The sequence below is a fragment of the Streptomyces sp. NBC_01463 genome, from assembly GCA_036227345.1.
Lineage (GTDB): Bacteria > Actinomycetota > Actinomycetes > Streptomycetales > Streptomycetaceae > Streptomyces.
In genome coordinates this window covers 3802334-3829165 of record CP109468.1, presented here as the reverse complement: position 1 = coordinate 3829165, position 26832 = coordinate 3802334, and the positions used below count along the sequence as shown (strand labels likewise).

Annotated in this window: 21 protein-coding genes and 1 pseudogene; 11 read left to right on the top strand and 11 right to left on the bottom strand. The window is 73.6% G+C overall.

All coding sequences use genetic code 11. The features are described 5' to 3' along the window. Positions 1-52: 52 nt before the first annotated feature. From OG521_16905 to OG521_16895, 3 genes are all read right to left on the bottom strand, one after another. Positions 53-2281 carry an acetate--CoA ligase family protein gene (locus tag OG521_16905; GenBank protein ID WUW22386.1) on the bottom strand — a complete coding sequence of 743 codons (2229 nt, stop codon included), beginning with the start codon at positions 2279-2281 and terminating at the stop codon, positions 53-55. Between the two features lie 184 nt (positions 2282-2465). Further along, positions 2466-3938 (bottom strand): FAD-dependent oxidoreductase, encoded by a 1473-nt coding sequence (locus OG521_16900; GenBank protein ID WUW26703.1) that lies wholly within the window; start codon positions 3936-3938, stop codon positions 2466-2468. A 204-nt stretch (positions 3939-4142) separates the two neighbouring features. Continuing rightward, positions 4143-5333 (bottom strand): NAD(P)/FAD-dependent oxidoreductase, encoded by a 1191-nt coding sequence (locus OG521_16895; protein WUW22385.1) that lies wholly within the window; start codon positions 5331-5333, stop codon positions 4143-4145. Between the two features lie 149 nt (positions 5334-5482). On the opposite strand from OG521_16895, the gene OG521_16890 reads away from it, so the two are divergent. The 4 genes from OG521_16890 to OG521_16875 all read left to right on the top strand — a co-directional run bounded on the left by OG521_16890 (position 5483) and on the right by OG521_16875 (position 8003). After that, entirely contained in the window at positions 5483-5935 is a 453-nt protein-coding gene (locus tag OG521_16890) for a DoxX family protein (protein WUW22384.1), read from the top strand. Continuing rightward, positions 5932-6363 (top strand): Zn-ribbon domain-containing OB-fold protein, encoded by a 432-nt coding sequence (locus tag OG521_16885; protein ID WUW22383.1) that lies wholly within the window; start codon positions 5932-5934, stop codon positions 6361-6363. The genes OG521_16890 and OG521_16885 overlap by 4 nt, the downstream gene beginning before the upstream one ends. A gap of 94 nt (positions 6364-6457) precedes the next feature. Continuing rightward, positions 6458-7240, top strand: a complete 783-nt coding sequence (locus OG521_16880) for a thioesterase family protein (protein WUW22382.1) — start codon at positions 6458-6460, stop codon at positions 7238-7240. Between the two features lie 64 nt (positions 7241-7304). Next, positions 7305-8003, top strand: a complete 699-nt coding sequence (locus OG521_16875) for a TetR/AcrR family transcriptional regulator (protein WUW22381.1) — start codon at positions 7305-7307, stop codon at positions 8001-8003. Between the two features lie 143 nt (positions 8004-8146). On the opposite strand, the gene OG521_16870 is transcribed toward OG521_16875, so the two are convergent. Next, the gene (locus tag OG521_16870) at positions 8147-8395 is read right to left on the bottom strand and encodes a hypothetical protein (protein ID WUW22380.1); all 249 of its coding nucleotides are present in this window, start codon (positions 8393-8395) and stop codon (positions 8147-8149) included. A 301-nt stretch (positions 8396-8696) separates the two neighbouring features. On the opposite strand from OG521_16870, the gene OG521_16865 reads away from it, so the two are divergent. Next, entirely contained in the window at positions 8697-9362 is a 666-nt protein-coding gene (locus tag OG521_16865; GenBank protein ID WUW22379.1) for a hypothetical protein, read from the top strand. Between the two features lie 17 nt (positions 9363-9379). Here the strand turns inward: OG521_16865 and OG521_16860 are convergent, their stop codons facing one another. The 7 genes and pseudogenes from OG521_16860 to OG521_16830 form a co-directional block, all read right to left on the bottom strand. After that, positions 9380-9970 (bottom strand): DUF1707 domain-containing protein, encoded by a 591-nt coding sequence (locus OG521_16860; GenBank protein ID WUW22378.1) that lies wholly within the window; start codon positions 9968-9970, stop codon positions 9380-9382. A gap of 140 nt (positions 9971-10110) precedes the next feature. Next, positions 10111-10584: pseudogene (locus OG521_16855) on the bottom strand (DUF4157 domain-containing protein). A gap of 164 nt (positions 10585-10748) precedes the next feature. Continuing rightward, positions 10749-12821, bottom strand: coding sequence for an ATP-binding protein (locus OG521_16850; GenBank protein ID WUW26702.1), 2073 nt, complete (start codon positions 12819-12821; stop codon positions 10749-10751). A 71-nt stretch (positions 12822-12892) separates the two neighbouring features. Continuing rightward, positions 12893-13600, bottom strand: a complete 708-nt coding sequence (locus OG521_16845) for a DUF4255 domain-containing protein (GenBank protein ID WUW22377.1) — start codon at positions 13598-13600, stop codon at positions 12893-12895. Beyond that, on the bottom strand, positions 13597-16785 hold the full coding sequence (locus tag OG521_16840; GenBank protein ID WUW22376.1) for a hypothetical protein: 3189 nt from the start codon (positions 16783-16785) through the stop codon (positions 13597-13599). The genes OG521_16845 and OG521_16840 overlap by 4 nt, the downstream gene beginning before the upstream one ends. Positions 16786-16942: 157 nt before the next feature. Beyond that, entirely contained in the window at positions 16943-18205 is a 1263-nt protein-coding gene (locus tag OG521_16835) for a hypothetical protein (protein WUW22375.1), read from the bottom strand. 121 nt (positions 18206-18326) lie between these two features. After that, entirely contained in the window at positions 18327-19052 is a 726-nt protein-coding gene (locus OG521_16830; protein ID WUW22374.1) for a LuxR C-terminal-related transcriptional regulator, read from the bottom strand. A 226-nt stretch (positions 19053-19278) separates the two neighbouring features. Here OG521_16830 and OG521_16825 point away from each other — a divergent pair, with 226 nt between their 5' ends. The 6 genes from OG521_16825 to OG521_16800 all read left to right on the top strand — a co-directional run bounded on the left by OG521_16825 (position 19279) and on the right by OG521_16800 (position 26798). Continuing rightward, positions 19279-20580, top strand: a complete 1302-nt coding sequence (locus OG521_16825) for a hydrolytic protein (GenBank protein WUW26701.1) — start codon at positions 19279-19281, stop codon at positions 20578-20580. Between the two features lie 544 nt (positions 20581-21124). After that, positions 21125-22651 carry a phage tail sheath family protein gene (locus tag OG521_16820; GenBank protein WUW22373.1) on the top strand — a complete coding sequence of 509 codons (1527 nt, stop codon included), beginning with the start codon at positions 21125-21127 and terminating at the stop codon, positions 22649-22651. Positions 22652-22719: 68 nt separating this feature from the next. Further along, on the top strand, positions 22720-23160 hold the full coding sequence (locus tag OG521_16815) for a phage tail protein (protein ID WUW22372.1): 441 nt from the start codon (positions 22720-22722) through the stop codon (positions 23158-23160). Beyond that, complete coding sequence (locus OG521_16810) at positions 23157-23651, top strand: hypothetical protein (protein ID WUW22371.1); 495 nt, start codon at positions 23157-23159, stop codon at positions 23649-23651. Before OG521_16815 ends, OG521_16810 begins: the two co-directional genes overlap by 4 nt. After that, on the top strand, positions 23648-23806 hold the full coding sequence (locus OG521_16805) for a hypothetical protein (protein WUW22370.1): 159 nt from the start codon (positions 23648-23650) through the stop codon (positions 23804-23806). Before OG521_16810 ends, OG521_16805 begins: the two co-directional genes overlap by 4 nt. Positions 23807-25967: 2161 nt before the next feature. Further along, entirely contained in the window at positions 25968-26798 is an 831-nt protein-coding gene (locus tag OG521_16800; protein WUW22369.1) for a hypothetical protein, read from the top strand. Positions 26799-26832: the final 34 nt, after the last annotated feature.

Below are 26832 nucleotides of genomic sequence, written 5' to 3'. Positions count from 1 at the left end.
GCTCCTGGGCGGGTGGTGGGCCCGATGGCGGGCCCGGCGGCGAGGCGGTCGGTCAGCGGCAGACGGCGAGGGCGTCCAGCGCCACCGCGCCCTGTCCGCGGCCCAGCACCATCAGCGGGTTGATGTCGAGTTCGCTGAGGTCGTCGCCGAGTTCGAGCGCCATCCGCTGCACCCGCAGGACGACCTCGACGAGGGCGTCCACATCGACCGGCGGACCGCCCCGGACCCCTTCCAGCAGGGCTCGGCCGCGCAGTTCGCCGAGCATCGCCCGCGCCTGGTCCTCGCCGAACGGCGGCACGCGCACCGCCGCGTCGTGCAGCACCTCGACGAGGACGCCCCCGAGCCCGACGGTCACGGTCGGGCCGAACAGCGCGTCCTGCGTGACCCCGACCATCATCTCGACGCCCCGCTCCACCATCTGGCAGACCAGGATGCCGTCCAGTTCGATGTCCTCGAAGCGCGCGATGTCGGTCAGTTCGCGATAGGCGTCCCGCACCTGGCTGGCCGAGGTGAGGCCGACCTTGACCAGGCCCAGTTCCGTCTTGTGGGCCAGCCGCGCGCCGGACGCCTTCATGACGACGGGGTAGCCGACGAGCCCCGCAGCCCGGACGGCCGCCGCCGCGCTGGTCACCAACTGCTCCCGGGGCACCCGGATTCCGTACGCGCGCAGCAGCTGCTTCGCCGCGTGCTCGCTCAGCTGGTGGCCGGGGCGCATCAGGGCCTGCGCCTTGCGGAAGGAGGGGGACGGGGTGCGCGGTGCCTCGTCGAACGGGGAGCGGTAGGAGGCGGCGAAGCGGTGGTGGTCCAGATAGGCCTTCACCGCGGTGATGCAGTTGCCGAAGGTGCGGAAGGTGGCGACGCGGGACGAGCCCAGCAGGGTCGTGCGGTAGGCGTCCTCGGTGCCGACCGGCGATCCCCAGACCACGCACACCAGCTTGTCCGTGGCCTCCGCCGCGTCCACGAGGTCCTGCGCGAGCCGGTCGCTCATCGGCGGGAAGGGGCCGGTGATCGGACAGATCAGCACCCCGACCTCCGGGTCGGCGAGGATCGCGTCGATGATCTTCCGGCCGCGCCAGTCGCCGACCGGGTGGCCGCCGTTGTCGACCGGGTTGGCCACGTTCAGGTAGCCGGGGATCCACGTGTGCAGTTCGGCCTGCTTCTGCTCGGACAGTACGGGGAGGGACAGGCCCGCCCCGGTCGCCAGGTCCGAGAAGTGCGCGCCCGTGCCGCCCGAGATCGAATACACCACGACGCCTTCGGCCAGCGGCTTGCGGGCCCGGGCCAGCAGGGCCGCGGTGTCCTGGAGTTCGTCGAGCCCGTCCACCCGGATGACGCCGAACTGCCGCATCGCCGCGTCGACGACCTGGTCGGCGCCGGTCAGCTTGCCGGTGTGTGACGCGGCCATCCTGGCCCCCGTCTCCGTACGCCCCACCTTGACCGCCACCACCGGAACACCCGCCCGCGCCGCCCGGTCGGCCGCGAGGAGGAAGGAGCGACCGTCCTTGAGCCCCTCGACATAGCAGGCGATGGCCCCGACCTCGGGGCGCTGGGAGAAGTACGCGATGAAGTCGGCGGTCTCCAGATCCGCCTCGTTGCCCGTGGGGGCCCAGTGCGAGAGCCGCACACCCAGCTCCTGGAGCGTGTAGACGGGGCGGCCCTGGTGGCCGGACTGGGTGATCAGGGCGATCGCCGGACCGTCCAGGTCGTCGCGGAACTCCTCGAAGGCGTTGAGGTTGGTGTTCGGGCCGAGCAGCCGCAGCCCCGACCGCTCGACGGCGGCGGCCAGCCGGGCCTGTGCGGCGGCGCCCTCGGCACCGGTCTCGGCGAAGCCGGAGGCGAAGGCGACGGCGAACTTCACCTTGGCCTGCGCCAGTTCCTCGATCACCGGGAGCGGGTCGCCGACCAGGAGCACCGCCAGGTCCACCTGTTCCGGCAGGTCGGCGACGGAGGGGGCGCAGGCCCGGCCGAAGACGGTCTCGCGCGTGGGGTGCACGGGGTACAGCCGCGCCCCGACCCGCTCGGACCAGGCGATCAGCTGGCGGGTGATCCCGGTGTTGGGCCGCCCCTCGGTGTCGGAGGCCCCGATGACGGCGACGGACTCCGGCCGGAAGAACCGGTCCAGGTCCGGTACGGGCGCGTGCAGGGGGCGGCCGCTGACGTCGAGGTCGCCCTCCGCGGCGGCGGCCGCCATGCTGTGGACGGCGGCGTGCGGTTCCTCGCCGCAGGCCACCACCCTGGCGCGGAAGTCGGTGGTGAGGGTGCCGTGAGTCGATCCAAGCATCGTTCCGCCCACTCCTGCTCGAAAGTCCGTCGGCACGTCTGGTGCCCGGCCCGCAAAACTGACGCTCTGTCAGGTTACTGAACTGACGGCCCGTCAGGAATGGGTGTGCAGGGAAAGGTTGAGAGCGGTGGTCCGGGATCTTCCCCGGACCACCGCTCTCAACCACAGGAGTGCCGCACGGGCGTCAGAGTGCGGCGACGACCTCCTTGGCGACGCGCTCGCCCGAGCGGACCGCGCCGTCCATGTAGCCGTTCCAGTACGTCGACGTCTCGGTGCCCGCCCAGTGGATCGCCCCCACGGGGGTGCGCAGTGCGGCGCCGTAGCGGGTCAGGACGCCGGGCGGGGCGTAGGCGACCGGGCCGCCGCGGGAGTAGGTCTCGTTGTCCCAGCGCTGGAGCACGAAGCCGGTCGGGGTCTTCGCCCGGTCGCCGAAGTACGTGGCGAAGTCCTTCAGGACCACCGCCCGCACCTCGGCCTCCGACGCCCCGTTGAGCCCGCGCATCTCGTCGGACTCGATGAAGCCCATCAGCGCCCCGTACGTGCCGTCCGGCGGGGAGTTGTCGAAGGTGGAGCGCACGGCGCCGGAGTCGCTGACGACCTGGCCGTTGAGGCCGTCGGCCCGCCAGAACGGGGTGTCGTACACCGCGATCGCCTTGCCGACCGAACCCATCGGGAGCCGCTGGCCGAGCTGGTCGCGGGTGGCGGGCAGTCCCGGGGAGAAGGTGATGCGGTTGGTGAGCGAGGGCGGCACGGCCACCACGACCCGGCGGGCGGAGACGGTGAGGTCCGGCGTCTGAACGGTCAGCCGGCCGTCGCCCTGCGCGATCCGGCCGACCGGCGCGTTGAGGACGACCCGGTCGCCGAGGGACTGCGCCAGGCGCAGCGGCACCTGCGCGGAGCCGCCGACGAACCGGGTCGCCTGGGCGCCGGTGCCCGTCTCGGTGAGGCGCTCGAAGGTGCCGGGCGTCGACTCGTTGCCGGCCGCCCGGATGTAGAAGAGCACGAACAGCAGCGAGAGTTCGCTCGGTTCGGCGGAGAAGACCGAGGTGCACGCCACGTCGAAGAGGAACTTCGCGGACGGGATGACCGCGTTGTGCTTCAGCCAGGTCTCGAAGGTCTGGCTGTCCCACTCCGCTGCCTTCGCCGCCTTCCACGGGGCGTCGACCGGCACCTGCTTGGCCATGTCGTCGAGCATCGCCTGCACCGCCGCCGCGTTGGCGAGCCCCGCCACGTCGATCGGCGGGACGGAGCCGAGCAGGCCGTCGGTGGCGTAGGGGGTGCGCTTGCCGTCCTTGAACAGGACGTTCTTCCCGGTGTTGTACGTGGGGAAGGTGGCGACGCCCAGCGAGTCGGCGAGGGCCTTCATCCGGTCCTGGGTCGGGCCGATGAACTCGCCGCCGCCCTCGCTGATCCCGCCGTTCGGGAGCGTCAGGTTGAGCACCCGCCCGCCGACCCGGTCGCGTGCCTCCAGGACCAGCACGGACTTGCCGGCGGCCACCAGGTCGCGAGCTGCGGTCAGCCCGGCCAGCCCGCCGCCGACGACCGCGACGTCGACCTCGCGGACGGCGGCCGCGGGGCCGGGAGCGGCGGCCTGCGCCGTGCCGGTGCCGGCCGCGGTGAGTGCCGAGACCCCCGCCGCCGCCGCACCTCCCAGCATCGCGCGCCGGGTCACCGGTCCGCGGGCCGGCTGCGGGGTCTGTCCTGTTCGTTGACGTGCCACGTGCATCCTCCGTATCAGGGTGGGATGCCCCGCCGGGAGTGCCCGGCGGGGGCTGTGCTGAGCGAACGGCGGCGTCCTCCCCGGACGCGCGCGGGGAGGGACGGGTGGTGCGGGTCGGACTGTGCGGGTCGGGCTCTTCGGTCAGGCGGTGCGGGCCAGCCGCTTGGCGATCCTCTGCGCGTCCAGGGCCATTTCGCGGAACATGCCGCTGATGGGGTTGGTGAACCCGGTGAAGTACAGACCGGGCGCCTGCTTCGGTGTGCGGCCGCCGTGCGCGACCGGGCGGCCCCGGGCGTCCAGCACCCCGAGGTGGCCGACCAGCGGTTCCAGGGCCCGCAGATAGCCGGTCGCGGCGATCACCGCGTCCGGGGTGATCCGGGTCCCGTCCGCCAGCACCACGGCGTCCTCGTCGAACGACTCTACGGCCGCCACCGGCACCACCCGGCCGCCCTTCACCGCGTCGATCAGGCCGACGTCCTGGACCGGGATGGCCCCGTCCTTGACGCGGGAGTACAGGCCCGTGTCCGGTCGGGGCAGCCCCTGTGCGGCGAGGTCGGGCACGGCGACGCGGGCCATCAGGCCACCGGCCCGGTCGACGAGGGAGACCGGCAGCCGGCGCACCAGGATGCCGGTCGCCTGCGCGGGCCAGCCCGCCGTGGAGCGGCGCACGATGTGCGGCACGGTGCGTACCGCGAGCCGTACGTCCGAGGCCCCGCCCTCCACCAGGTCGACGGCGATCTCCGCGCCGGTGTTGCCGACGCCGACGACGAGGACGTCCTTGCCCGCGTACGGGGCCGGGTTGCGGTACGCGGAGGCGTGCAGCAGCTCGCCCGTGAAGGTGTCGCGGCCGGGCCAGTCGGGGATCCGCGGGGTGTGGTTGTAGCCGGTGGCCACCACTACCGCCCGGCCGGTCAGTTCACGGCCGCCGGTCGCGGTCAGCCGCCAGCCGGAGCCGTCCTCCGCCGGGTCGATGCGGGAGACCTCGACGCCCGTCACCACTTCGAGGCCGTGGTGCTCGACGTACTTCTCCAGGTAGCGCACCACGTCGTCCCGGGAGACCCAGCGGCCGAACCTGCGGGGCATCGCCAGTCCGGGCAGGGCGGACCAGCGCCGGGTGGTGTGCAGATGCAGCCGGTCGTAATGGCGCCGCCAGGACGCGCCGACGTCCCCGGACTTCTCCAGGACGACGGCCCGCACCCCCTGCTCGCGCAGGGCGGCGGCGGCCGCCAGACCGCCAGGGCCGCCGCCGATGACGTAGACGGGGCGGTCCTCGGTGATGTCGGTGGGGGCCGGGGTGGTGCTGCTACCGGCGGTAGGTGTGCTGTCGGACATGCTTCGGAGCGTAATCGCGCCGTTCCTTGATGGGTCTCGGTCAAGGTCGGAATCGATTGCGAATTGATCACGGGTGCACACCTCTTGCGCAGTCCGCCCCCATCGGGTGAACTGACGTACCGTCAGATTCAGGCGAACGGGAGGGCCTCATGCGGACGATCTGGCTCGACGGAGCGCAGTGGCTCGCCGTGCTCCGGATAGGCCTCGGACTGTGGTGGCTGGAGAGCTGGCGCCACAAGGACAAGGAGGGCTGGTTCCGGCGCGGCACCGGTATCGCGTGGGCGGCGGACGTCGCGGGCAAGCACCGCTGGCCCGTGGTCCGGACCGGCTTCGAGAAGATCGTCGCACCACGCCCGAAGACCATGGCGTACGTCGTCGTGTACGCGGAACTCGCCCTCGGTCTCGGCCTGGTGAGCGGCTTCCTGACCCCGGTCGCCCTCGTCGCCGGGCTCCTGCTCAACCTGCTCTACCTGGTGCTGATGATCCACGACTGGGCCGAGCAGGGGCAGAACGCCATGATGGCGCTGATCTCCCTCGTCGCCCTGTTCGCGATGTCCTGGCAGACCTGGTCCCTCGACGACGCGATCGGACTCTTCCTGTGACGGCCCCGAAGCCGGCCGCCGCGGCCCCGGCCCCCCGCCACGACCTCCCGGAACCCGACGCCTTCACCCGCCCCTACTGGGACGCCGCCGCCGAGGGCCACCTGATCGTCCGCCGCTGCCGTGCCTGTGGCCGGGCGCACCACTACCCGCGCGAGTTCTGTCCGCACTGCTGGAGCGAGGATGTCGACTGGGAGAGGGCGAGCGGGCGGGCCACGCTCTACACCTGGTCCGTCGTCCACCGCAACGACCTGCCCCCGTTCGCCGGGCAGGTGCCGTACGTCGCCGCCGTCGTCGACCTCGCGGAGGGGCCGCGCATGATGACGCGGATCGTCGGGTGCGAGGAGAGCGCGCTCGCCGTCGGGATGGAGCTGCGGGTGACCTTCCGGCAGGAGGAGGGGCACGAGGCCGTCGCGGTGTTCACGCCCTGAGGGTTCCGGTCGCGGCGGGGGCGGCCGCCGGTCGGGGTGCGGGCGGTGTCAGGCTGAGGTTCCTTGATCCGTACGGCCGCGAGGGACGCACCGCATGAACACCGGCAGCTACTACGAGCGCATCGACCAGCACCGCTTCAAGCCCACCGCCCACGCGAGCGGCGCATGGAGCACCGACGAGGTGCACTTCAGCCCCTTCGGCGGCCTCCTCACCCATGTCATCGAGCGGCACCTGGCCGGCCGGCCGGGTGCCGGGCTCCTGCTGTCCCGGATCAGCTTCGACATCCTCGGCCGGCTCGCCCTCGACGAGTGCGAGATCCGGGTCGAGACCCTCCGCCCCGGCCGCACCATCGAACTGGTCGAAGCCGTCGCCCTTGTCGCCGGCCGCCCCGTCGTGCGCGCCAGGGCCTGGTGCCTGGCCGCCGCGGACACCACCGCCGTCGCAGGCGGCGGTGCGGACCGCCTCGCCGACCCCGAAACGCTCGCCCCGTGGCCGATGGCCGACCTCTGGCCCGGCGGCTACATCGCCTCCCTCGACGTCCGCCCGGTCGCGCCCCCGCGCCCCGGCCGTGCGACCGCCTGGATCTCCACCCCGCTCGACCTCGTCGCGGGCGAGACCGCCGGTCCGCTCGCGTCGTACGTCGCCCTCGTCGACACGGCCAACGGCATCGCCGTACGCGAGCAGCCCACCGCCTGGATGTTCCCCAACGTCGACCTGACGATCCACCTGCACCGCCCGCCGGCGGGCCGCTGGACCGGGCTCGACACCACGGTCGTCTTCGGCTCCACCGGCCAGGGCATCACCAGTACCGTCCTGCACGACGCCGACGGGCCCGTCGGCCGGGCGGAGCAGATCCTCACGGTCCGGCCGCTGTGAGGGGTGGTGGCTGTGAAGGCCGGTGACGTAGACAGTGTCTAACGCGCCGTGCTAGACACGGTCCATGAAGGATCAGGGTTCCCTGCGCGAGCGGCTGGTGGACGTCGGGGCCGAGTTGGTGGCCGCCGAGGGTCCGGCGGCGCTGGGGCTGCGTGAGATCGCCCGGCGGGCAGGGGTGTCGCACGGGGCGCCGCGCCGGTACTTCCCGACCCACCACGCCCTGCTCTCGGCGATTGCGCAGCGCGGCTTCCAGGAGCTGCGAGCGCGGTTCGAGGCGGCTCTGGCGGAGTCCGGCCCGGCCCGGACGCGGCTGGGAGCCGTCGCGCGGGCGTATGTGCGGTACGCGCTGGAGTGCCGCGGCATGTACGAGCTGATGTTCCGCCACGATCTGCTCGAAGGACCACCGCAGGCGCCTGACCGGCCGAGACTGCGTGAGTCGTCCCTGCCGTTGTTCGAGCGGATGACAGGGCTGGTCGCCCAGTGCCGCGCGGAGGCGGCCACGGGGGGCCGGGGGGAGCCGGGCGGGAGCGCGGCTCCGGACGACGATGACGACGGCGGAGCGGCGGTCGTGGCCGCCGCGTTGTGGTCGAACCTGCATGGCGTCGCCCAGCTCTGGGCCTGGGGAAGCCTTCCGCTGGCCCTGGACGCGACCCTGCCTCCGTCCGGACCGGCAGAGGCGGAGGGGGACGACCCCGCCGGGCGGCGGCTCGAACGGTTGGTGACGGCCGTGGTGGACGCCCACCTCGGCCCCGCGTCACCGTAGGAGGCGGTGCGTCGGACGAGGGCATCCGCTGGGCCCTGACCGTCACCCGGCCCGAGGGCTGAGGAGTTCCTCGCGCGGCTCGGACCCGCCGGCGCGCGGCGGGCCGGCCGGTCCGGGCGGCCGCGCACCGGCGGTACGGGTGATCAGGGCGCCTCGGCGAAGACGGCAGACGGGTCCTCGCCGTTCTGGGCCTGGTGTGCGCGCTCGGTCACCATGCTGGCGATGCCCGTCAGGACGGAGGAGTTGAGCTCCTCGTAGCCGCCTCCGTAGGTGACCCGGAGCACCACGGTGCCTGCGCGGACGACCGTCGCCATGGAGTATTTATACGCCGAGCCGGAGTACTCCTGCCGGGAGAACGCCGCGCTCACATCGCCGAGCTGGTCCAGGGACATCGAGGAGACGTCCTCAGCCGAGCCGACGTCGTCGACGCGTGTCTCATAGCCCGTCGCCGCGGCTTCGGCCGATTCGTAGGTTCCATGAGGCAGATTATCGGCACGGAGGCGTCGGCTCCACCGTCGCTTTCCGGCCTTGTACGTGAACGACTGCCGGGGGCTGGCCGCACCCTTCGGACGGTGTCGTGGAACCCCCTCCATCCGGTGTCCAGGCCCAGTGACCGCGCGCGGTGGGCGCAGAACAATTCCTGTCATCGCATCCATGAGGAACCCACCGAGCACACCACCATGGGGGACAGCCATGAACGAAACCGCCGTCAGGCGTCTGACGGGCTCCGCCGGGATCGCCGCCGCAGCCGCCTTCATCATCGAAGTACCGCTGTACTTCCTCTACTCCGGACCGCCGCCGGACACGAACGTCCTCGCCCGGCTGCTGATCGGAATCCTCGCCCTGGTCTTCCTGCTCGTCTTCGTGACGGCCTTCCGCGAACTGGTCAAAGCGGTGAGTCCCGAGAACGAGTGGGCCGGCAACCTGGCCTTCGTCGCCGGACTGGTCTATTCGACGATCACCCTGGTCTCCAGCGGTCTTGAGGCCGGCGCGGTCATCGCCGCCGACCGGCCGATCGACCCGACGATCACGGTCAGCGGCACCTACATCCTGTACGGCTCCATCGGCCGTCTCATGCTCGCGCTCTTCTTGGCCGCCGTGGGCTGCGCCGTCTCCCGCACGAATCTGCTGCCGCCCTGGACCGTCCGGTCCGCCTACGTCCTGGCAGGGCTCAACCTGGCCTTCGTGCCCTCGCTGTTCTTCGGCAACACCCCCGCGCATTTCTACGCGGCGAACGGCTGGGGAACCACCGCCCTGATGGGCGCGGTCTTCAGCTACTGGATGCTCGCCCTCGGTATTTCCGTCCGGCGAAGCGCCACCCGTCGCGCGCCCGGCGCCTCGTCCGTCGTGGGCAACTGACCCCGCCCGCAAAGCGGTCAGCGCGACAGCTCCTTGCGCTGCTTGCGGCGTTCCCGGAGGTTGGGGTGGCGGACGACGACGCCGCCCGCACCACACGTACCCGAGATCCGGAGCACCGGCGTGCCGGGCAGCCGCTCGCCCGAGGTCTTGTCCTTCAGGCCGCCGAACCCGAGATCGAGGGCGTCCGTGTCCGCCTTCCAGCCCTCCGGCACGACGAACACCACCCCTGCCATCTGGGCGTCCACCTCCACCTCGATCTCGCGCAGCCGGCACTCGGCCCGCGTGAAGTCGAGGCGTACGCCGCCCAGGCCGCCGTACGCGACGATGCGCGGCGGCACCTTCCAGCCGCCCGTCCTGGAGGCGCCGTGGATCCCGCCCCGCAGGGTCAGCGGCTCGCCCGCGTCGAGGGTGACGGGGCCCAGGTCGCCGGTGAGCGGCGCGAGTTCGGCGTACGTCTTGGCGGTGAGCGCCCGGCCCACCCGCTCGTCCAGCTCGTCGAGGTCGATACGGCCCTCGGCCGCCGCCTCCCGCAGCTGTTCCACGACCGCCTCGCGGTCGGCGTCGGAGGCGCGCATACGGCCGGCGGATCGCGAGGGCTCTGCAGTCATGTGCTGATGATACGGACGCGGATGCGTACGGCGAAGGCTCGCGCCCGCCCAGCGCGGGGCCCGTCCTCCTCGGCGCCGTCCCGTCAGGACTCCCGCTCGTCGGACGGACTCGCGGCACGGGCCGGGGGCGTCGGCGTGGCCATCGCCCGGTGGGCCGCCGCCTCGGCCTCGCGCTCGTAGCGGTCCGAAGGGTCCGAGATCCGCAGGCCGTTGCCGTCGTCGGTGCCGGTGACGGGGCCCTGCCGCTGCTGGATCACATGGGTGAGCTCGTGGGCGAGCGTGTGCTTGTCCCCGCCGTCCGTCCCGATGACCACATGGCTGCCCGCGGTGTAGGCGCGCGCGGAGATCTCCTCCGCGGAGCGCTGGGCGGCGGCCCCGGTGTGCAGCCGTACGTCGGAGAAGTCGGAGCCGAGCCGCTGCTCCATCTCGTTGCGCAGCCGCGGATCGAGGGGGCGGCCCGGTGACCTCAGGACGTCGGCGACGGTGGAGCGCTGCACCGCGGGCGCGTCCCCCTCGCTCCCGTCCGCGGACACCTGCCCCGCCTCGGACAGCAGGCGGCTGACCGCGGCGTTGCCCATCGTGCGCTGGAGGACGTCGAGCGTCTGCGGACCCATCGCCTCCGGGGCGGCGGAGGGCCTGGCCGTGCGCGGTTCCGGGGCCTTGCGCCGGCCGGTTCCGGGCGTCCTGCCGATGTCGTTGCTGTGCACGGAGGTGATCCCTTCGGATGGCTCACGGGCGGCTCCTTCCGCGTCGGAAGGGCGCCGGACGGGGTGTGCGGTCAGTTCTCGCGCCGGGTGTGCTCCCGCCACGGGCCGAACTCGCTGTCCAGGACCAGCCGTCCGAGTTTGCGGTACTCGGCGAGGACGGCCGATACGAGCTGCCCGGTGTCCAGCGGGCGGCCCGACTCCGCCGCGTGATAGGCGGCGGTGACCGCGCAGGCGCGGATGGAGCCTCCCGTCAGCTCGAACCGCGCCGCACAGGTCCGCAGGTCGAGACCGGGTGCGCGGGGGACCTCGGTGCCCAGACAGCGTTCCCACAGCGCCAGCCGCTGCTGCTCGTCGGGCACGGGGAAGTCGGCCACCACGTCCAGCCGGCGGGTGAACGCCTCGTCCAGGTTGGCCCGCAGGTTGGTGGTGAGGACGGCGATGCCGTCGAAGGACTCGATCCGCTGGAGCAGATAGGCCGACTCCACGTTGGCGTGCCGGTCGTGCGCGTCCTTGACCTGCGAACGCTTCCCGAAGACGGCGTCCGCCTCGTCGAACAGCAGCACCGCGTTGACGTCCGACGCCTCGACGAAGATCCGCTCCAGGTTCTTCTCGGTCTCGCCGATGTACTTGTCCACCACGGAGGACAGGTCCACGACGTAGAGCTCCATGCCCAGGTCGGCCGCGACCACTTCGGCCGACATGGTCTTCCCGGTGCCGGACTCCCCGGCGAACAGCGCGACGATGCCCCGGCCCCGGCCGCCGCCCGGCCGCATCCGCCACCGGCCGAGCACCTGCTCGCGGTGGCGGGCGCGCAGGGCCAGGTCGGAGAGCTGCCGGCGGGTCGCCGGGGGCAGTACGAGATCGTCCCAGCCGACCGTGGGCTCGATGCGGCGGGCGAGGCGGGCCAGCCCCGCCCCGTTCTGGGCCCGGACCGCGGTGCGCAGGTCCTGTGCCTCCACCGGGCGTTCCTCCAGGGCGGCCAGCCGGGTGGCGACGGCCGCGGCCCGGCGTATCTGGCCGGAGTCGAGCCGGTAGGCGCGGGTGGCGTCGACCAGGCGTGCCCCGGCGGCCGGGGTTCCGGCGGCGATTCCCGTCGGGGCACCGGCCGCGGTGAGCGCCCGGCGCCACTGCCGCGCCGCGTCCGCCGGGTCCGGCGGCGGGACCGGGAACGTCACCGGGCTCTCGCCGGCCCACAGCGGGTCCCAGGTCTTCCGCCCGTGCAGGAGCAGCGGCGAGGCGCCGCCGACCGCCTCGCAGAGCGCGTCGATCAGGCCGGCGCCCCCGGGCCGCTCCGGGGCGAGCGTCTCCAGCGGCCCGAGGACGAGACCGCCGCCGGTCAGCCGCGCCTCCGTCGCCAGGATCCGTACGGTCCGCACCGGTTCCGGGGCGGCGGCCAGGGCCGCGGCGTCCACCACCAGGGGGCGCACTCCGGCCGTGTGAAGCGCGTCGGCCGCCAGCCGGCCGGGGTCGCCGCCGCGGTCCAGCAGATGCACCAGACCGCTGCCGGTGGACAGTGCCGCCGCGACCCGCAGCGTCAACGGGCCCGCCTCCGCCTCCTCCCGCGGGCCGGCCGCCCGCACGAGTCCCCGCAGCCTGCCGTCCACCCCGTCGTCGCCGAGCAGATGCGCGGTGACCCGGTCCGGGACGCGCAGGACCCGTGAGAGCAGCGGGCGTTCGCTCTCCCGCACCTCCACCAGACCGGCCGCGACCAGCGGGGCGTCCGGCGAGAACCGGAAGCGGCCGGGGCCGGCGGCGGGCAGTCCGCAGAGTTCGAGGGCCAGGCCGATCGTCGCCCTGCGCCGGGTGAGGTCGTCGTTGAGATAGCCGTACAGCATCTCGAACCGTGGGTCGATGTCCGGTGCCATCGCGATCAGCAGCAGGTCGACGTCCGGCGGGACCAGACCGAAGCTCTCCGCGAGGGTGTCGATCCGGCCCTTCGCCGGGGATCGCGGCGGGGCGGCGGGGCCGTGGTCGGGGACCGGGCGGAACGCGTCGCGGGACTCCAGGATGCGTTCGGCCGCGGCGGGGGTGAGGTATTGCCCCCGGTACGGATCGTCCGGGTCCGGGTCGGTGTGCCGGCGTGCGGCGACGGCGTTCCGTACCCGCTGCTCGATGTGCCCCAGCCGCTCCCAGAGGTCGGCCACGGCCGTCGGAGGCGTGCCCGTGTCCGGTCCGGCGGCGGGCGGGTGGACGGCCGGGGTCCGCTGTGCCGTGGTCACCGGGCCGGACCGCCGCGCCTGCGCCGGCCCGGCGGCAGCTGCCGTTCGCGCTCGGCCGCGAAGCCCTCGCCCCGGGCCTGCGAAGGACCGTCGTAGCGCAGCCTGCGTCCCGGCTCCACCGCCTCGCCGTCGCGGCCGGGCACCGTCCGCACCAGCAGACCCTCGGTGACCGGCGGCCCGGCGGGCTCCGTCACACCGGCCAGGGGCGCCCACACCCGAAGATCGATGGCGGCCTTCAGCTCGCCGCCGAGTGCCGACCACACGTCCACGGTGGACGGCCGGTCGCCCGAACCCGCGGACGCCGCCTCCATCTCCACCGTCGTCCCGAGTTCGGCGAGGCTGCCCGTGAGCATCCGGGAGGGCAGCACATCCGTGTGGATCAGGCAGCGCAACACCTCCGAGAGCAGCCGGTGTTCGTCCTGCGGACGGTTGGTCCACGCGGTCAGCAGATAGGTGAGCTCGAACCAGCGGGAAGGCGTCCGCCGCCCGGTGACCACGCCCTCCTCGTCGTACTCCTCGGACGTGCCGGTGCGTCGGCGGGTCGCGTCCTCACGGATGCCGTAGAGGAAGATGCTGACCGTGGGGGCGTTGCGCCGCGCGGACCAGTCCCGCGTCGGGGCGTCGAAGACCAGGTCCACGCCGCTGTCCTGGAGACCGGCGTCGACCAGCAGCAGCCGCAGCCCCTCGTCGACTTCGTGGATCATCGGCGTCCCACCTCGTCCGGCGGGACGATCGTTCCGTAGACCACCAGGAAGTCGGTGGTGACCGGGCTGAACCCGGGCCCCGACGCGGTGATGGTGCGCGGTCCCGTCCGGTCCTTCACCAGGATCAGCAGCTGCGAGATGAAGGTGCCGTCACGGCCCGGCCCGGTGGGCGGCGCGGTCGCCGTGATCCCCGGCTTCCAGGTGAGCTTCACCGGAGCACCGGGCGGGAAGTCCTTGCCGCGCACCGAGGTGACGAACCCGGGCTTGCCGACCGCGGGCACCGAGACGATGCGCGGCTGGAGGACGCGCAGCGGAATCCGGGAGACGTTGTCACCGCGGTCGGCGTCGGTGCCGCTCGTGGTCAGCGTCCCGGTGACGGTGGTCCGCAGCGCCCGGTCCGGGGCGAGCACCACCCGCAGGACCGAGGAGGCGCCGGGCGCCAGGTCGGGGAGCGGGCACGCCTTGGCGGAGCAGCCCGGCGGGAGGGTCGCCACCGGGATTCCGGCGGGCAGTCCGAGCCGCAGCCGCAGACCGGTGGCCAGGGCGTTTCTCCCGTTGCGCACGGTGTACGTGACCACGACCCGGCCGCCGACGTAGCCGGGGCTCGGCTGGGCCCGTACGACGACCCCGGGGCCCGCCTCGGGTGCGGGCGGCAGCGGCGCGGGCGGTTGCGCGGGCGGCGCGGGAGCGGGGTGCGGCGGTCCGGGGGTGGGCGGGGCGGGAGTCGGGTCGGGCGGCCGGGGCACGTCGCGGACCCGGATGTCCGTCGAGGTCGCGTTGTCCGTGGGGTTCGGGTCGACGACGGCTCCGGTGACCGACCAGCCGATCGGCCAGGGCCCGGTCGTCACGCCCGTCAGCCGCGCGGTGACCTCGACCTCGGCACCCGGCGGCAGTATCCCCAGATCGCAGCTGGGGGAGCCGGCGCCGCAGGAACCGGAGCCGGTGGTGAGCTCCTCCAGGCGGACGCCCGGCGGGGTGTCGGCGACGAACGTGGTGCCGGGGGAGGGGGACGGGCCGTGGTTGGTGACGGTGACCGTCACCTCCACCGAGGAGCCGGCCTCCACCGAGGGGCCGACGGGCGGCGCGGTCAGCGCCAGGTCGACCTGCTGCTGGAAGGCGGGTTCCTTCTGGCGGCCCGGCAGTTGTGCGGTCAGCGGGGTCAGGGTGCCGGTGGCGAGGTCGAGTTCGGACAGCTGCTCGGGGGAGTTCGGCGCGATGTCCCGGCGGGAGCTCAGCACCAGCCGCCCGGCGTCCGGCGACCACGCCACGTCGCGCGGCTGGTACGGTCCGGTCGCCGAGACGTCCGGGATCTGCTCGCCGCACGCGGCGGGATCGTCGCGCCGGGAGGACGGCAGCACGACCCGGCAGCCCGTGCCGTCCGGCGCGGTGACGAGGACGCTCGCCCGCTGGTTGATCTGGTCCGCCCGGTCCTTGCGGTTGAAGGCCAGGGCCGTGCCGTCGGGGGAGAAGGCGGGGCTGTCGTCGATCACCTTGCACTCACCGGGGCAGCCGGTGACGCTGAGGTCCTTCTGCCGGTCGAGCGCGTCCGCCGGGGCGGTCCACACGTGCTTGATCCCGCCGAGGCCCCGGATCACCTCGTTGCGGGTGAAGGCGAGCGTGGTGCCGTCCGACGACCAGGCGGGCTGGGCGTCACCGCCCGCCACCTCCCCGGCGGGCGGCACGACCTCGCCGACGATCCGGTGCGTGGCGAGGTCGGCGACGAGCACCCGGCTCTGTTCCGCCGCGTCATCCGTGGCACCCGGAGAGACCCGGGTGAAGGCCACCCTGGTGCCGTCGGGGGAGAAGGCGGGGTCGGTGTACCGGTCCCGGGGGCCGCGTCCGTCCACCGTCAGCTCCGCCGCGTTCGTCCCGTCGGCGTCGGCCAGCCAGATCCGCTGGACCCGCTCGCCGTCCACGGTCGCGAAACGGGTCACGGCGATGTGCCGGCCGTCGGGTGTGTAGGTCTGCCGCTCGGTCCACGGGTCGTAGCCGGCCGCCGGGTGGAACAGCGGGTCGTCGGCGGGGTCCTGGCTGGTGTTCGACCAGGCCCTCGGGTCCTCGCGCAGGACGTCGAGCCTGAGGTCCCGGGGGTCCGAACCGTCCTGCCGCATGTCCTGGAGCGTGACGAGGTCCGGGTCCACGGTGGTCCTGCGGGTGACGACCACCTCCTCCCCGACCACGGCAGGGGACTCCACCTGGCGGTCCTCGGAGAGCACCATCGCCGGCACCGGGCCGTCGAGGGAGTCGGCCCGGTACACGTGGTCGTAGACGGAGCATCCGCAGTCCGTGTTGGGGCTGAGGAAGACCAGACCGGTCCCGTTCGGGAGCCAGGCCGCCGAGCGGGTGCCCCAGCCGGCGAAGTCGCCGGTCAGCAGGGGACGCCCGGTCCCCGGGCCGCTGGTGACCCGCAGCCGGTACCCGGTGTCGGTGTCCGACTCGGGCTCCTGGTGCAGCGTGTAGACCAGGAGCTCCCGGTGCGCGCCGTCGTTCACCGGGTTCCACTCCGGCTCGCTCGCGTCGCCCTCCGCGGGGTCGCTGACACAGGTCACCGGCCCGCCGGACAGGTCCCGCTCGTAGATCTGCGTGCCCGGCTCCGGGCCGCCGTCACTCGCGTACGCGATCCGGGTGCCGTCGGGGGAGAGCGTCGGGTGGGTCTCGTCGGCGGGCGTGTCCGTCAGCCGGCGCAGACCGGAGCCGTCGGTCCCGACCGACCAGAGGTCGCGCTGCCCCGACGGGCCGGCCCCCGGCTCGGCCGAGTCGAAGACCACGGTCCGCCCGTCGGCGGAGAGTTCGGGATGGGCGGCGTCACGGCCGGTGGTGAGCCTGCGCACCGCGCCGTCCGCGCCGCGCACGTACACCTGCGGCCGTGCCTCGTCGCGGAGGCTGGTGAAGACGAGGGCCGCCCCGCGGCCGAAGGCGTCCTGGTCGTGGTGGACCGGACCGGAGGTGCCGAACAGGTCCTCGGACGTCGTCTCCGAGGTCCGCTGCCCGAGGCTGCGGTGGCCGTTGCCGGCGAACGCGATCCGTCCGGCGTCCGCCGGTGCCGCCTCCGCGACGGCGGCCGCCCGCGGGGCGGCCTGCGGGGCGGAGACGGAACCCGCCACCAGCAGCGGCGTCAGCAGCACCACGACACCGCTCAGCCGGCGCAACCGGGTACGTCGTGCGGGGCCAGCAGGACCGCCCACGGTCCACCTCACAGTCTGGTCTGGTCTGGTCGATGGGTGTCCAGCTCAAGCATCACGGGCGCGGGCCGGCACGGACAGGGCCCGGAGTACCCGCGGCGGGGGAAGACCCGGTGCCCTTTGCGGTCCGTGGCAGCTCACCGCCGGAAGGGTCGCCGCGCTACTCCGCCGTCCCCTCCCGACGGGCCCGGGAACTGTCGCGACGGCCGCGGGCCTGGCCGGAGGCCGCCAGCAGCCGCACGTGGAAGGGGTGTTCCTGGCCGATCCCCCACATGTGCAGGTAGACCAGCATCTGGTTGACGACCGTGTCGTACTCGACCAGCGTGCCGGACGCGTCTCCGGCGGCCTCGCCGTAGCTGATCAGGAGGGCCTGCTGATCCGAGGTAATCCGTTTCGCGCGCCCCAGACTGAGCGCGTACGACTCCAGCTTGCCGGGCATCGCCCCGTAGTCCAGCTTCTCGTCGAGCAGCTGGTGCTGGGGTCCGGTGAACTCCTCGCTCCGGCCCAGCAGCGACCGCAGTTCCTCCAGCGTCCTCTTGCGTTCCCCGGCCAGGGCCGCCACCTCCGCCACGCTCGCCCCGGACTCCACCAGCTCCATCGCCGGGCTGCTCCCGAAGGCCTGGTTGGCCGCGACGTGGGTCAGTTCGTGCGCGATGTGGCCGAGGAGGTAGGGGGTGCCGCCGGGGGCCTGGGTGCCCACGTTGAACGCGTACGACGGGTCCTCGCCCTCCTCGGGCGGGTTGAGCTTCATTCCGGGCCGGCCGGTCCAGGGGTACTGGAGCACCTTCACCATCGGCACCACGGCCATCACTTCCCCGATGACGGCGCGCGTCTCGTCGGCCATGGTGGCGTCCCCGCGGAGTGCGCCGAGCTGCTGGACGTAGCCGCTCATCATCGTGTGGAACCGTTCCGCGGGTATCAACTGCGCGGTGTGATGCGCCTGTTCCGTCGTGTCTATCGTGCTGAGGCCCTCGGCCAGCTGATGGTCGATGTCCGTCAGCAGGCCGCGGTAGACCGATTCGAGGTCCAGCTCCAGCCGCGCCTGCTCGGCCTGCTGGGAGAGCGCCTCGGTACCCGCCACGCGCACACCGCCCGCCGGTTTGTGGGCGGTGTAGGCACTGCAGGCGTTGATGACCTCCCTGAGCGCGAAGAGCCGGGCGCGCTGATTGTCCTCCGGGACCTGCTGGAAGGCATCAAGGGCCCGGTCCACCTTGGTGATCTCGGAGCGGCCGCGCGGAGTCCGGGTCGAGGTGCTCTCCTTGAACGCCTCCGGGGTCATCATCCGGGACACCGTGATCAGCTGCGTCGTCGCCGCGTTGCCCAGCGTGCTCTGCAGACCGTCCAGCGTGCGGGGGCGGTTGGTCCGCGGCGTGGAGGCGGTGGCCGGCCGCGGAGTCGGCCCGGCACTCTCATGGGTACGCATGCGGTCACGCTAGGCCGGGTGCGGTGGCCCGTCCCAGGGACCCCGGGGCACCCCGGGGGCAACACCCGTTGCCCCCGCGGGCCCGTCGGCGCGAGGTCCCGCGGGAGGCGGCCGGGGCGGCTCAGATGAGGCCGTGCCGCATGGCGTAGCCCACCGCGTGGGCCCGGTTGCGCAGTTCCAGCCGTGCCGTGATCTCGTGCAGCACGTTCTTGACGGTCCGCTCGGAGTACGACGTCTTCTGCGCTATCTCCGCGGTGCCGTACCCCTCCGACACCAGCCTGATCATCTCCGCCTCCCGCGCCGTGAGGGTGGAGAGCGACAGCCCCCGGGGGTCCAGCACCGTGCGGTGGAGGCTGCTGACATGGCTGAGCAGCTTGCCGAGCAGGTCGCCCGGCAGCACCCCCTCACCGTTGGCGACCGCCGTCACCAGATGGACGAGACGGTCCTGGTCGGCCTCCCCGCGCCGCAGCACGGCGGCGACGCCGTACTCGATGAGGGTCTGGAGCGCTCCCGTCTCGAACTGGCCGACGACGAGGCCGGTACGGGTGGAGGTGTTGCGCTGGAGGCGTTGCAGGAGCTGGACGGTGGGCTCGTTCACCATGTCCACCACCACTAAGGAGACCTGCGCGCGGTCGGCCTCCTCCTCCGGTATCAGCTCTATCTCCGGCCGCAGGCGCAACTGGTGCACCATGCCGGTCCGCAGGATCAGGTCCTCGGCGTAGACCGCCACCGAGACCCTGCCCGCCGGGGGCACCGCGGGCGCGCCCTCCGCGGGGCGACCGGGCGCCACCGGTCCGGGGCCGCGGCCGGTCTGCGCCGCTGTCTTCGTCACTTCTGTCATGGTCATGTGCTCGTCTTCCTCAACTGCTTCCGCCGGTGTCCGATACGTCGGGCGTCGTGCGCGTTCGTGCCGTGACCGGACAGGGCGACCTGGCCCGGGGGTGGGGCGGCAGGACGCGGCGCGGAGGGGCTGCCGGGGCACCGGACCTGCCCGCACATTGCCCTCCCGCCTCTGCTGCGGGGGCCGGGGCGCGGCCTAGCGTCGCATCGTGACCACATCTGCCGAATTCGACATAGCCACGGTGACGGTGTCGCCGGGCGCCGGGGCGACGACCACGCTGACCGTGCGCAACGACGGCGACATCGTCGAGGCGTACACCCTCGAAGTGGTCGGCGACTGTGCGGCATGGGCCACGGTGGAGCCGGCCCGGGTCTCGCTCTACCCGGGCACCTCCGAGACCGTCACGGTGCGGCTCGCGCCGCCCCGGTCCCACGAGGTCGCGGCGGGCGAAGTCCCCCTGGGCGTACGCGTCCTGCCCGCGGAGCACCCCGAGTCGGTGGCCGTCCCCGAGGCGACGGTGGTCGTCGAGCCCTTCCACGAGCTCCGGACGAAGCTGGAGCCGGGCCGGCGCAGGGGCTGGCTGGGCGCCCGGTTCCGGACCTCGGTGCAGAACCGGGGGAACACCCCCGTCGACGTCGTGTTCGGCGGAAAGCAGGCGGGGGAGGAGCTCCGCCTCGCCTTCGCACCGGAACGCCGGAGCCTGAAGCCGGGCGAGTCCGCCGACGCGGGCCTGCGGGTGCGGGCCCGGAAGCTGATCTGGTTCGGCGCCCCGGTCACCTGGCCGTTCGAGGCCGCGGTGGCGGAGAGCGAGGGGGCCGGCGCCGAGGGCGAGCAGCGTGAGCGGCCGGAGCCCCTGCCCGGGGAGTTCGCACAGCTCCCGCTGCTGCCGAAGTGGCTGCTGATCGTCCTTGCGGCGCTCATCGCGCTGCTGCTGGCGTGGTTCGCGCTGGTGCGGCCCGCCGTCCGCAGCACCGCCAAGGAGGCGGGGGCCAAGGCCGCGCAGGAGGAGAACCGGCAGACACCGCAGGGCGGTGCGGCGGCAGGCGGCGCCACGGGCGGCGGCACCGGCGGTGCACAGGGCGAGGGTCAGGGGCAGACCGCCGGAACGGGCCAGACCGGGAGCGGGGGCGCCGCCGACGGCGGCTCCGGCTCGACGGGCGGCGGCACGGCGAACACCCAGCAGAGTTCCGAGACCATCGACGTGCAGACGGGTGCCGGAGCCAAGAAGGACGGGACGTACCGGGTCCCGGAAGGAAAGGTATTCGGCGTCACGGACATCGTGGTGGCGAACTTCCAGGGCGACGAAGGGGTGCTGACCATCTCCTTCGGGGAGCGGAAGATCACCACCATTGCCCTGGAGACGTTCCGCAACCAGGACTATCACTGGGTCACCCCCATTCGGATACCGGAGAACGCAGCGGTCACGGCTTCCGTGACCTGTTCCAAGCCAGGGACTCCGGCGACCGGAACGCAGGCCTCCGAATGCCATCAAGTACTCAATGTCAGTGGTGTGCTGAGCGATATCGCGCCGTAGGAACGATAGCGCCGGATTCCTTCCCTTCCGTTCCGTTGGCGTGAACAAACAGGGCTTCTGCCAGCGGAAACCTTCACATGACCGTTTGTCGGAGTGTGTCCTTCCACACATCGCCCGGAATCGGGAACGGAATCGCCGGAGCGCGTCGTGACTGGTGAATGCCGGTCCTCGGCAGGTGATTCCCGGTATTTCCCGGGTGGCGGGATTCGGCCGGTCCGCGAACACCCCGGCTCGGCGACGCGAACCGGCATCTCCCGGGCTCCGGACCGACCGTAGGAATCCGGCCGCCGCGGCCGTGCGCGATGAGTAGTTTCTGGCTGAAACTAACTGCTGGGGCGCCGGATCGGGTGAGCGGCGGCGAGGAATTCCCGCCGTCCGCGGACGGCCGCGGACGCCCGCGGCGGCGAAGGGCCTTCACGGGGCGGCCGGGGTGCCTGGGAAGGCAGCCGCCCTGCCCCGGGGCCAGGACTTTGAGGCCTACTGCCCGCAGACACCGCCGGGCAAGACTGAACAGGCGAACGACTGACCACCCGAAGGAGCGAGCATGCCGTCGTACCTCACCCCAGGTGTATACGTGGAGGAGGTGCAGTCCGGAGCGCGGCCCATCGAGGGAGTCGGCACCGCGGTCGCAGCCTTCGTCGGGTTCGCCGAGACCGGCCCCTTCCACCGGCCGACGCTGGTGACGAGCTGGGACCAGTACGTTTCGTCCTTCGGCACCTTCACTCCCGACACGTATCTGACGCTCGCCGTCCACGGCTACTTCAGCAACGGCGGCGGCGCGGCGTACATCGTGCGCATCGGCGGCCCGGCCGAGGACGCGGCGCGGGGCGAGGCGACGGCGACGGCGCCGTCCGTCGCCGTCGGCGGCTTCCTGATCTCCGCCCGGCCCGGCGCCGGTGACGGCCTCTCCGTCGAAGTGGCCGACCCCGAGGGCGAGAACCCGCCGGAGGACCGCTTCCGGCTGCTGGTGCGGCAGGGCGGCAAGGTGGCGGAGAGCTACGACACCTCCGTACGCAAGAACGTCAAGGGCTACCTGGTCACCCAGGCCCGCCAGTCCAAGCTCATCGAGGTCACCGAGCAGCCCGGTGCGGCGCAGACCCGCCCCGAGAAGCAGAGCCTCTCCCTCGCTCCCGCCGCCCCGGAAGCGGGCGGCACGGTCCCGGGCGGCCCGGGCGAGTACGTGGGGGACGCGTCGGCCCGTACGGGCATCGCGGCGCTGGAGGCGATCGACGAGATCACCATGGTCGCCGTCCCGGACCTGATGAGCGCCCACCGCCGCGGCGACATCGACGCCGAGGGCGTCAGGGCCGTGCAGCTGGCCGTCATCGCGCACTGCGAGCAGATGGGCGACCGCGTCGCCGTGCTGGACGCCCCGCCCGGGATGAACGCCCAGCGCGTCCGCACCTGGCGCAACGAGGACGCCGGCTACGACTCCCGCTACGCGACCCTCTACTACCCGTGGCTCAAGGTCCTCGACCCGGCGACCGGCCAGCAGACCCTGATCCCGCCCAGCGGCCACGTCGCCGGGGTCTGGGCGCGCAGCGACGGCGAGCGCGGGGTGCACAAGGCGCCCGCCAACGAGGTCATCCGCGGGGCGCTGGACCTGGAACTCCGCCTGAGCAAGGGCGAACAGGACCTGCTCAATCCGATCGGCGTCAACTGTGTCCGTGCCTTCCCCGGCCGCGGCATCCGGATCTGGGGCGCACGGACGCTCTCCTCCGACCCGGCCTGGCGCTACCTCAACGTACGCAGGCTCTTCAACTACCTGGAGGAGTCCATCCTCCTGGGCACCCAGTGGGTCGTCTTCGAGCCGAACGACGACCGCCTCTGGTCGAGCATCCGGCGCAACGTCACCGCGTTCCTCACCGAGGAATGGCGCCGGGGCGCGCTCTTCGGCCGGACGGCGGAAGAGGCCTTCTACGTGAAGTGCGACCGCGACAACAACCCGCAGGAGTCCATCGACCTCGGCCAGGTCGTCTGCGAGATCGGCGTCGCCCCGGTGAAGCCCGCGGAGTTCGTCATCTTCCGGCTCTCGCAGTTCTCGGACAGCACCAGCCTCGTCGACGAGTGACCCGCACCCGCCGTCCCCGGCGGGCAGTGACCCCAGCAGTCAACGAACGGAACAGGTGACACACAGTCATGGCAGAGGGCGATGCTCTTTCCACCCACGTCTTCGGCGTACAGCTCGGCGGCTATCTCGTGGAGTCGATCCAGGAGATCAGCGGTCTGACCGTCGAGGAGGAAGTCGTCGAGGTCCGCCAGGTGACCGCCGAGGGCAAGCAGATCATCCGCAAGCAGCCCGGCGCGCGGCAGGCCGGCGAGGTGACGATCACCCGCGGGCTCGACAAGAGCAGCGAGTTCACCAAGTGGATCAAGGAGACGCTGAACAACGGCGCCGTCGACACCGCTCGGCAGAACCTCACCATCGAGATCAAGGACTCGAAGGGTGAGACCGTCCGCCGCATCCAGCTGATGCAGGGCTGGGCCAGCAAGTGGGAGGGCCCCTCGCTGAAGGCCGGCGAGTCCAGCGCGGCGACGGAGACGGTCACCATCACCTTCGAGGAGATCGTCGTCGAATGAGGCGCAGGACCGTTACCGGCGGCGGCCTCGAAGAGGTCCTCGACAGCCTCGCCGCCGCCGCACCCGCCCCGGGTGAGGACGCCCCGGCGCCCCCGCCCGCCAGGGAGCGGGACCGTCAGGACATGCGCACGGAGTTCGACTTCGAGCTCCCGCGCGGGTACGTCGACGACGAGGGCCGGGTCCACCGGAGCGGGTCGATGCGGCTCGCCACGGCACGGGACGAGCTGCGCCCGCAGATCGACCTGCGGGTCAAGGAGAACCCCGCGTACCTGAGCGTGGTGCTGCTCAGCCAGGTGATCACCCGGCTCGGCACCGTCACGGACGTGCACGCCGGGGTGGTCGAGGGGATGTACGCCACCGATGTGGCGTTCCTCCAGGACTTCTACCGCCGCATCAACAGTGAGGGCCACACCCACGCCGCGGTGACGTGCCCGCTGTGCCACGGGTCGTTCGAGGTGGACCTCTCGGGTGAACGCCTGGGGGAATCGTGACGTACGCGCCTTCCCGGCTGCGGGAGGAGCTCGCGTACATCGCCTACCACTTCCACTGGCAGCGTGAGGACATCCTCGACCTCACCCACGGTGAGCGGCAGGAGTGGGTGAGGGAGATAGCGCGGATCAACACCCGCGTCAACGAGAGCGGGTGAGGGCGTGGAGTTCAGGGACTGGTTCGGCAGGGGCGGCCGGCGGCAGGCCGCGGCAGCACCCGCGCCGAGGCCCGCGGAGGACGGCGCCGGTGACGGTACGCGGTCCGCGGACGCGCCGGAGACCGCCCGGCCGGCCGCGCGTCCGGACGCCGACTGGGACGGCGGCTGGCGCCGGGTCGCACCACCGGCCGTGACCGTCGCCCGGTCCTCGATCGGGGTGAGCGACGGGCTGCGCTTCCGGTCCCGGCTCGCCTCGTGGCAGAACATCGCGTACGGCGGCGAGCTCGGCCATGCCGTCCTGCCCTCCGCACCGGTGGGCCTCATCCACGGTGTGGCGCGGCCGGGTGCCGCCCGCACATCCGCACCCGGAGCGCCCCTGCTCCTGCGTGCGGCCGGAGCCCCGGAGGAGGCCGTCCGGCCGCCGGTGTCCGAGGCTTCGGTGCCGGAGACCCCGGGCCGCGCGTCCACCGGGCGCGGGCCGACGACACGGCGGCCCGGCCCCGACGACACGGCCACCCGGAGCGGGGCCGATTCCGCGGTGGCGCCCACCGCAGCCCCGGCCCCGGCACCGCGGGCCCGGCCCGCGGCCGTCCGCCCCCGGCGCACCGCGCCGCCCCTGGTCGTCGCCCGCCGCCCGGCAACGGCCCTGCGGAGCCTCGCCGCGTTCGCGCCAACTCCGTCTGTGAGCAGGAGGGGTGAGGTGGCGTCCGACGCGTCGGACAGCGCCCACGACGCCGGCCGTGCGGGGCCCGGGGAGCGGTTGCCCGCCGCCCGGCCGGAGCGCGACGCGGGCTCGCCCGCCGCACCTCCGGTACGTCCCGCGCTGGGCAAGCCCCTGCGGGAACTCCCGCCCGGGGCGGCCCTCTTCACGCCCTCCGGTCAGAGCGGGAGCGGGGGCGCTGGCGGTGGCGCATCTGTGGCACCGGCCGTGCCCGGCGAGCCGGCTCTTCCTGTGGTCCAGCGGCAGACGCCGGAGTCGGCGGCCGGGGCTGCTTCGGCTGCTGCGTCGGGGGGCCGGGCAGCCCCGGGGGCATCGTCGGCGGAACGGAAGCGGCAGCCCGTGGAACGGGGGGCATCGGGGCGGCAGGACGCGGGGCGGGTGGCGAGCGAACGTCAGCCTTCCCGTCCCGGCGCGGGTCCCACGTCGGGGCCCGCCGCGTCCGGGCCCGCCGCGTCCGGGAGTACGGCCTCCGGTCCCGCTTCCCGTCCCGTCTCCGGTCCCACCGACTCCCGTTCTGCCACTTCCGGTTCCTCGCCGTCCGTCCAGCGTGCGCTGTCCGCGCCCACCACGCCGCCCACGGACGTGTCCGCATTCGACGGCCCGCCCGCCTCCGCGCACCGGACGCCCGCCCCCGGTGGTCCGGGCGCTCGGGCCCGTAGCCGGGGCGGGCTCGGCGCGCCCCTTCCCGCGCTCCCGCCGACCGCCGGTCCCTCGCCCGACGCCCCGCTGCTGGGCGACCCGCGCCGCGCGCGGCCCGGGGCCACGGGTCCGTTGCCGGGCGGCGCTCCGATGGGTGAGCCATCGTCGCCACGGTCATCCGCCCCGGCCTCTCCCGCGGCGACCCCCGACATGCCGCTGCGCGCGCCGGCCGGGCCCGCCGCCGGGCCCGCATCCCCCTCGCTGCCTCCGGCGGCCGTCCAACGTGCTGCGGACACCACGACCCGCACGTCCGCGAGCCCGACTGCCCCGACCACCTCGACCACCCGGGCTGTCCCACCCGCCCCGGTGCGGGTCCGGCGGATCACCACGGGGGGAACGGCACGCGCAAAAGGTACGGCAGGTGCGCCACGTACGTCCGGAACGGCAGCCGGTTCCGTGCCGTCGGTCCAGCGGTCGCGCGCCCTGCTCGCCGGAAGGACGCTGACCGTGCGCACCGGCGCGGCCGAGGGCTTCTCGGCGCCGGCGTCGGCAGCCGCCACGCGTCCCGTCGTACCGGCGACCTGGCGGCGGGACGCCCGGCAGCCGGGTCCCGAAGGGCAGCCGGCCAGTGGCACCGGCCGGACGGAACGAGGGACGGAACGAGGGACGGGACCGGGGACCGAACGACGGTCCGTAACCCCGGCCACCCCCGCCCGAACTCCGGCCACCCGGACCCCACTTGCCTGGGCGGCGGGACCGGAGCAGCGAACGCCGCCCGGCGGCGCGCCCGTCCAACGGGCCGTGCCCGGCGGCCCCTCGACGGCCGCCGCGGCATCCCCGGCCCTTCGGGGCACGGCACCCGAGGCCACGAAGGCCCGGCGCACCGGCACGGCGGACGCGGACCGCGCCGACCGTCCAGGCCGGTTCGACCGCTCCGCCACCGACCGCCCCAGCCGGACCGCCCGGTTCGGGCGTCCCGGCCGCCCCACCACCCCGACACCGGCACGACCGAACCCCCAACAGCCCACCCCAGCCGGCACCCCCACCCACGCCTCCGCCCCCGCACCGCACGCCGCCCCCGCCGCCCCGCCCGTCCCGGTGGTGCGCCCGCATCCGCCGGGGGCGCCGCGGCCCGGAGGTGATGCCGTGCCGGTGCAGCGGTTCTCGATGCCCGTGCTTCCCGAAACCGGCGTCCCCGCCATCGGACCGGTACCGGCCGCCGCTGCCCCGCCCGGACCGCCGGACCTCACCGTGCGCGCGTCGCGCCCCGCACCGGCCGGATCCGGTGAAGGCCCGGGCGGCGGAGCCCGGGGCGGTGGTCCGGGCGGCGCCGCTCCCCGGAGTCCCGGCACCGGCAACCGGGCCCCGGGCCCGTCGGCCCGGGCGCTCCAGCGGGCGGTGGCCGAAGCGGGGTTGTCCGGAGTCCCCGTGCGGGTGGTCCAGCCGAGGTCCGTCCCCGGCCCCGCCCCGGCCGCACCGGAGACCACCGGCACGCCGGCGAGGAACGAGGCAGCCGGCCCGGACATCGAGGAACTCGCCCGCCGTCTGATCGACCCGGTCAGCAGGCTGATCCGGGCGGACGTGCGCAGAGGACGGGAACGCTCCGGGCGGCCGTACGACGGCCGCCGGTGAAACCGCCTCCCGCCCACGCAGAGAAGAAGAGAAG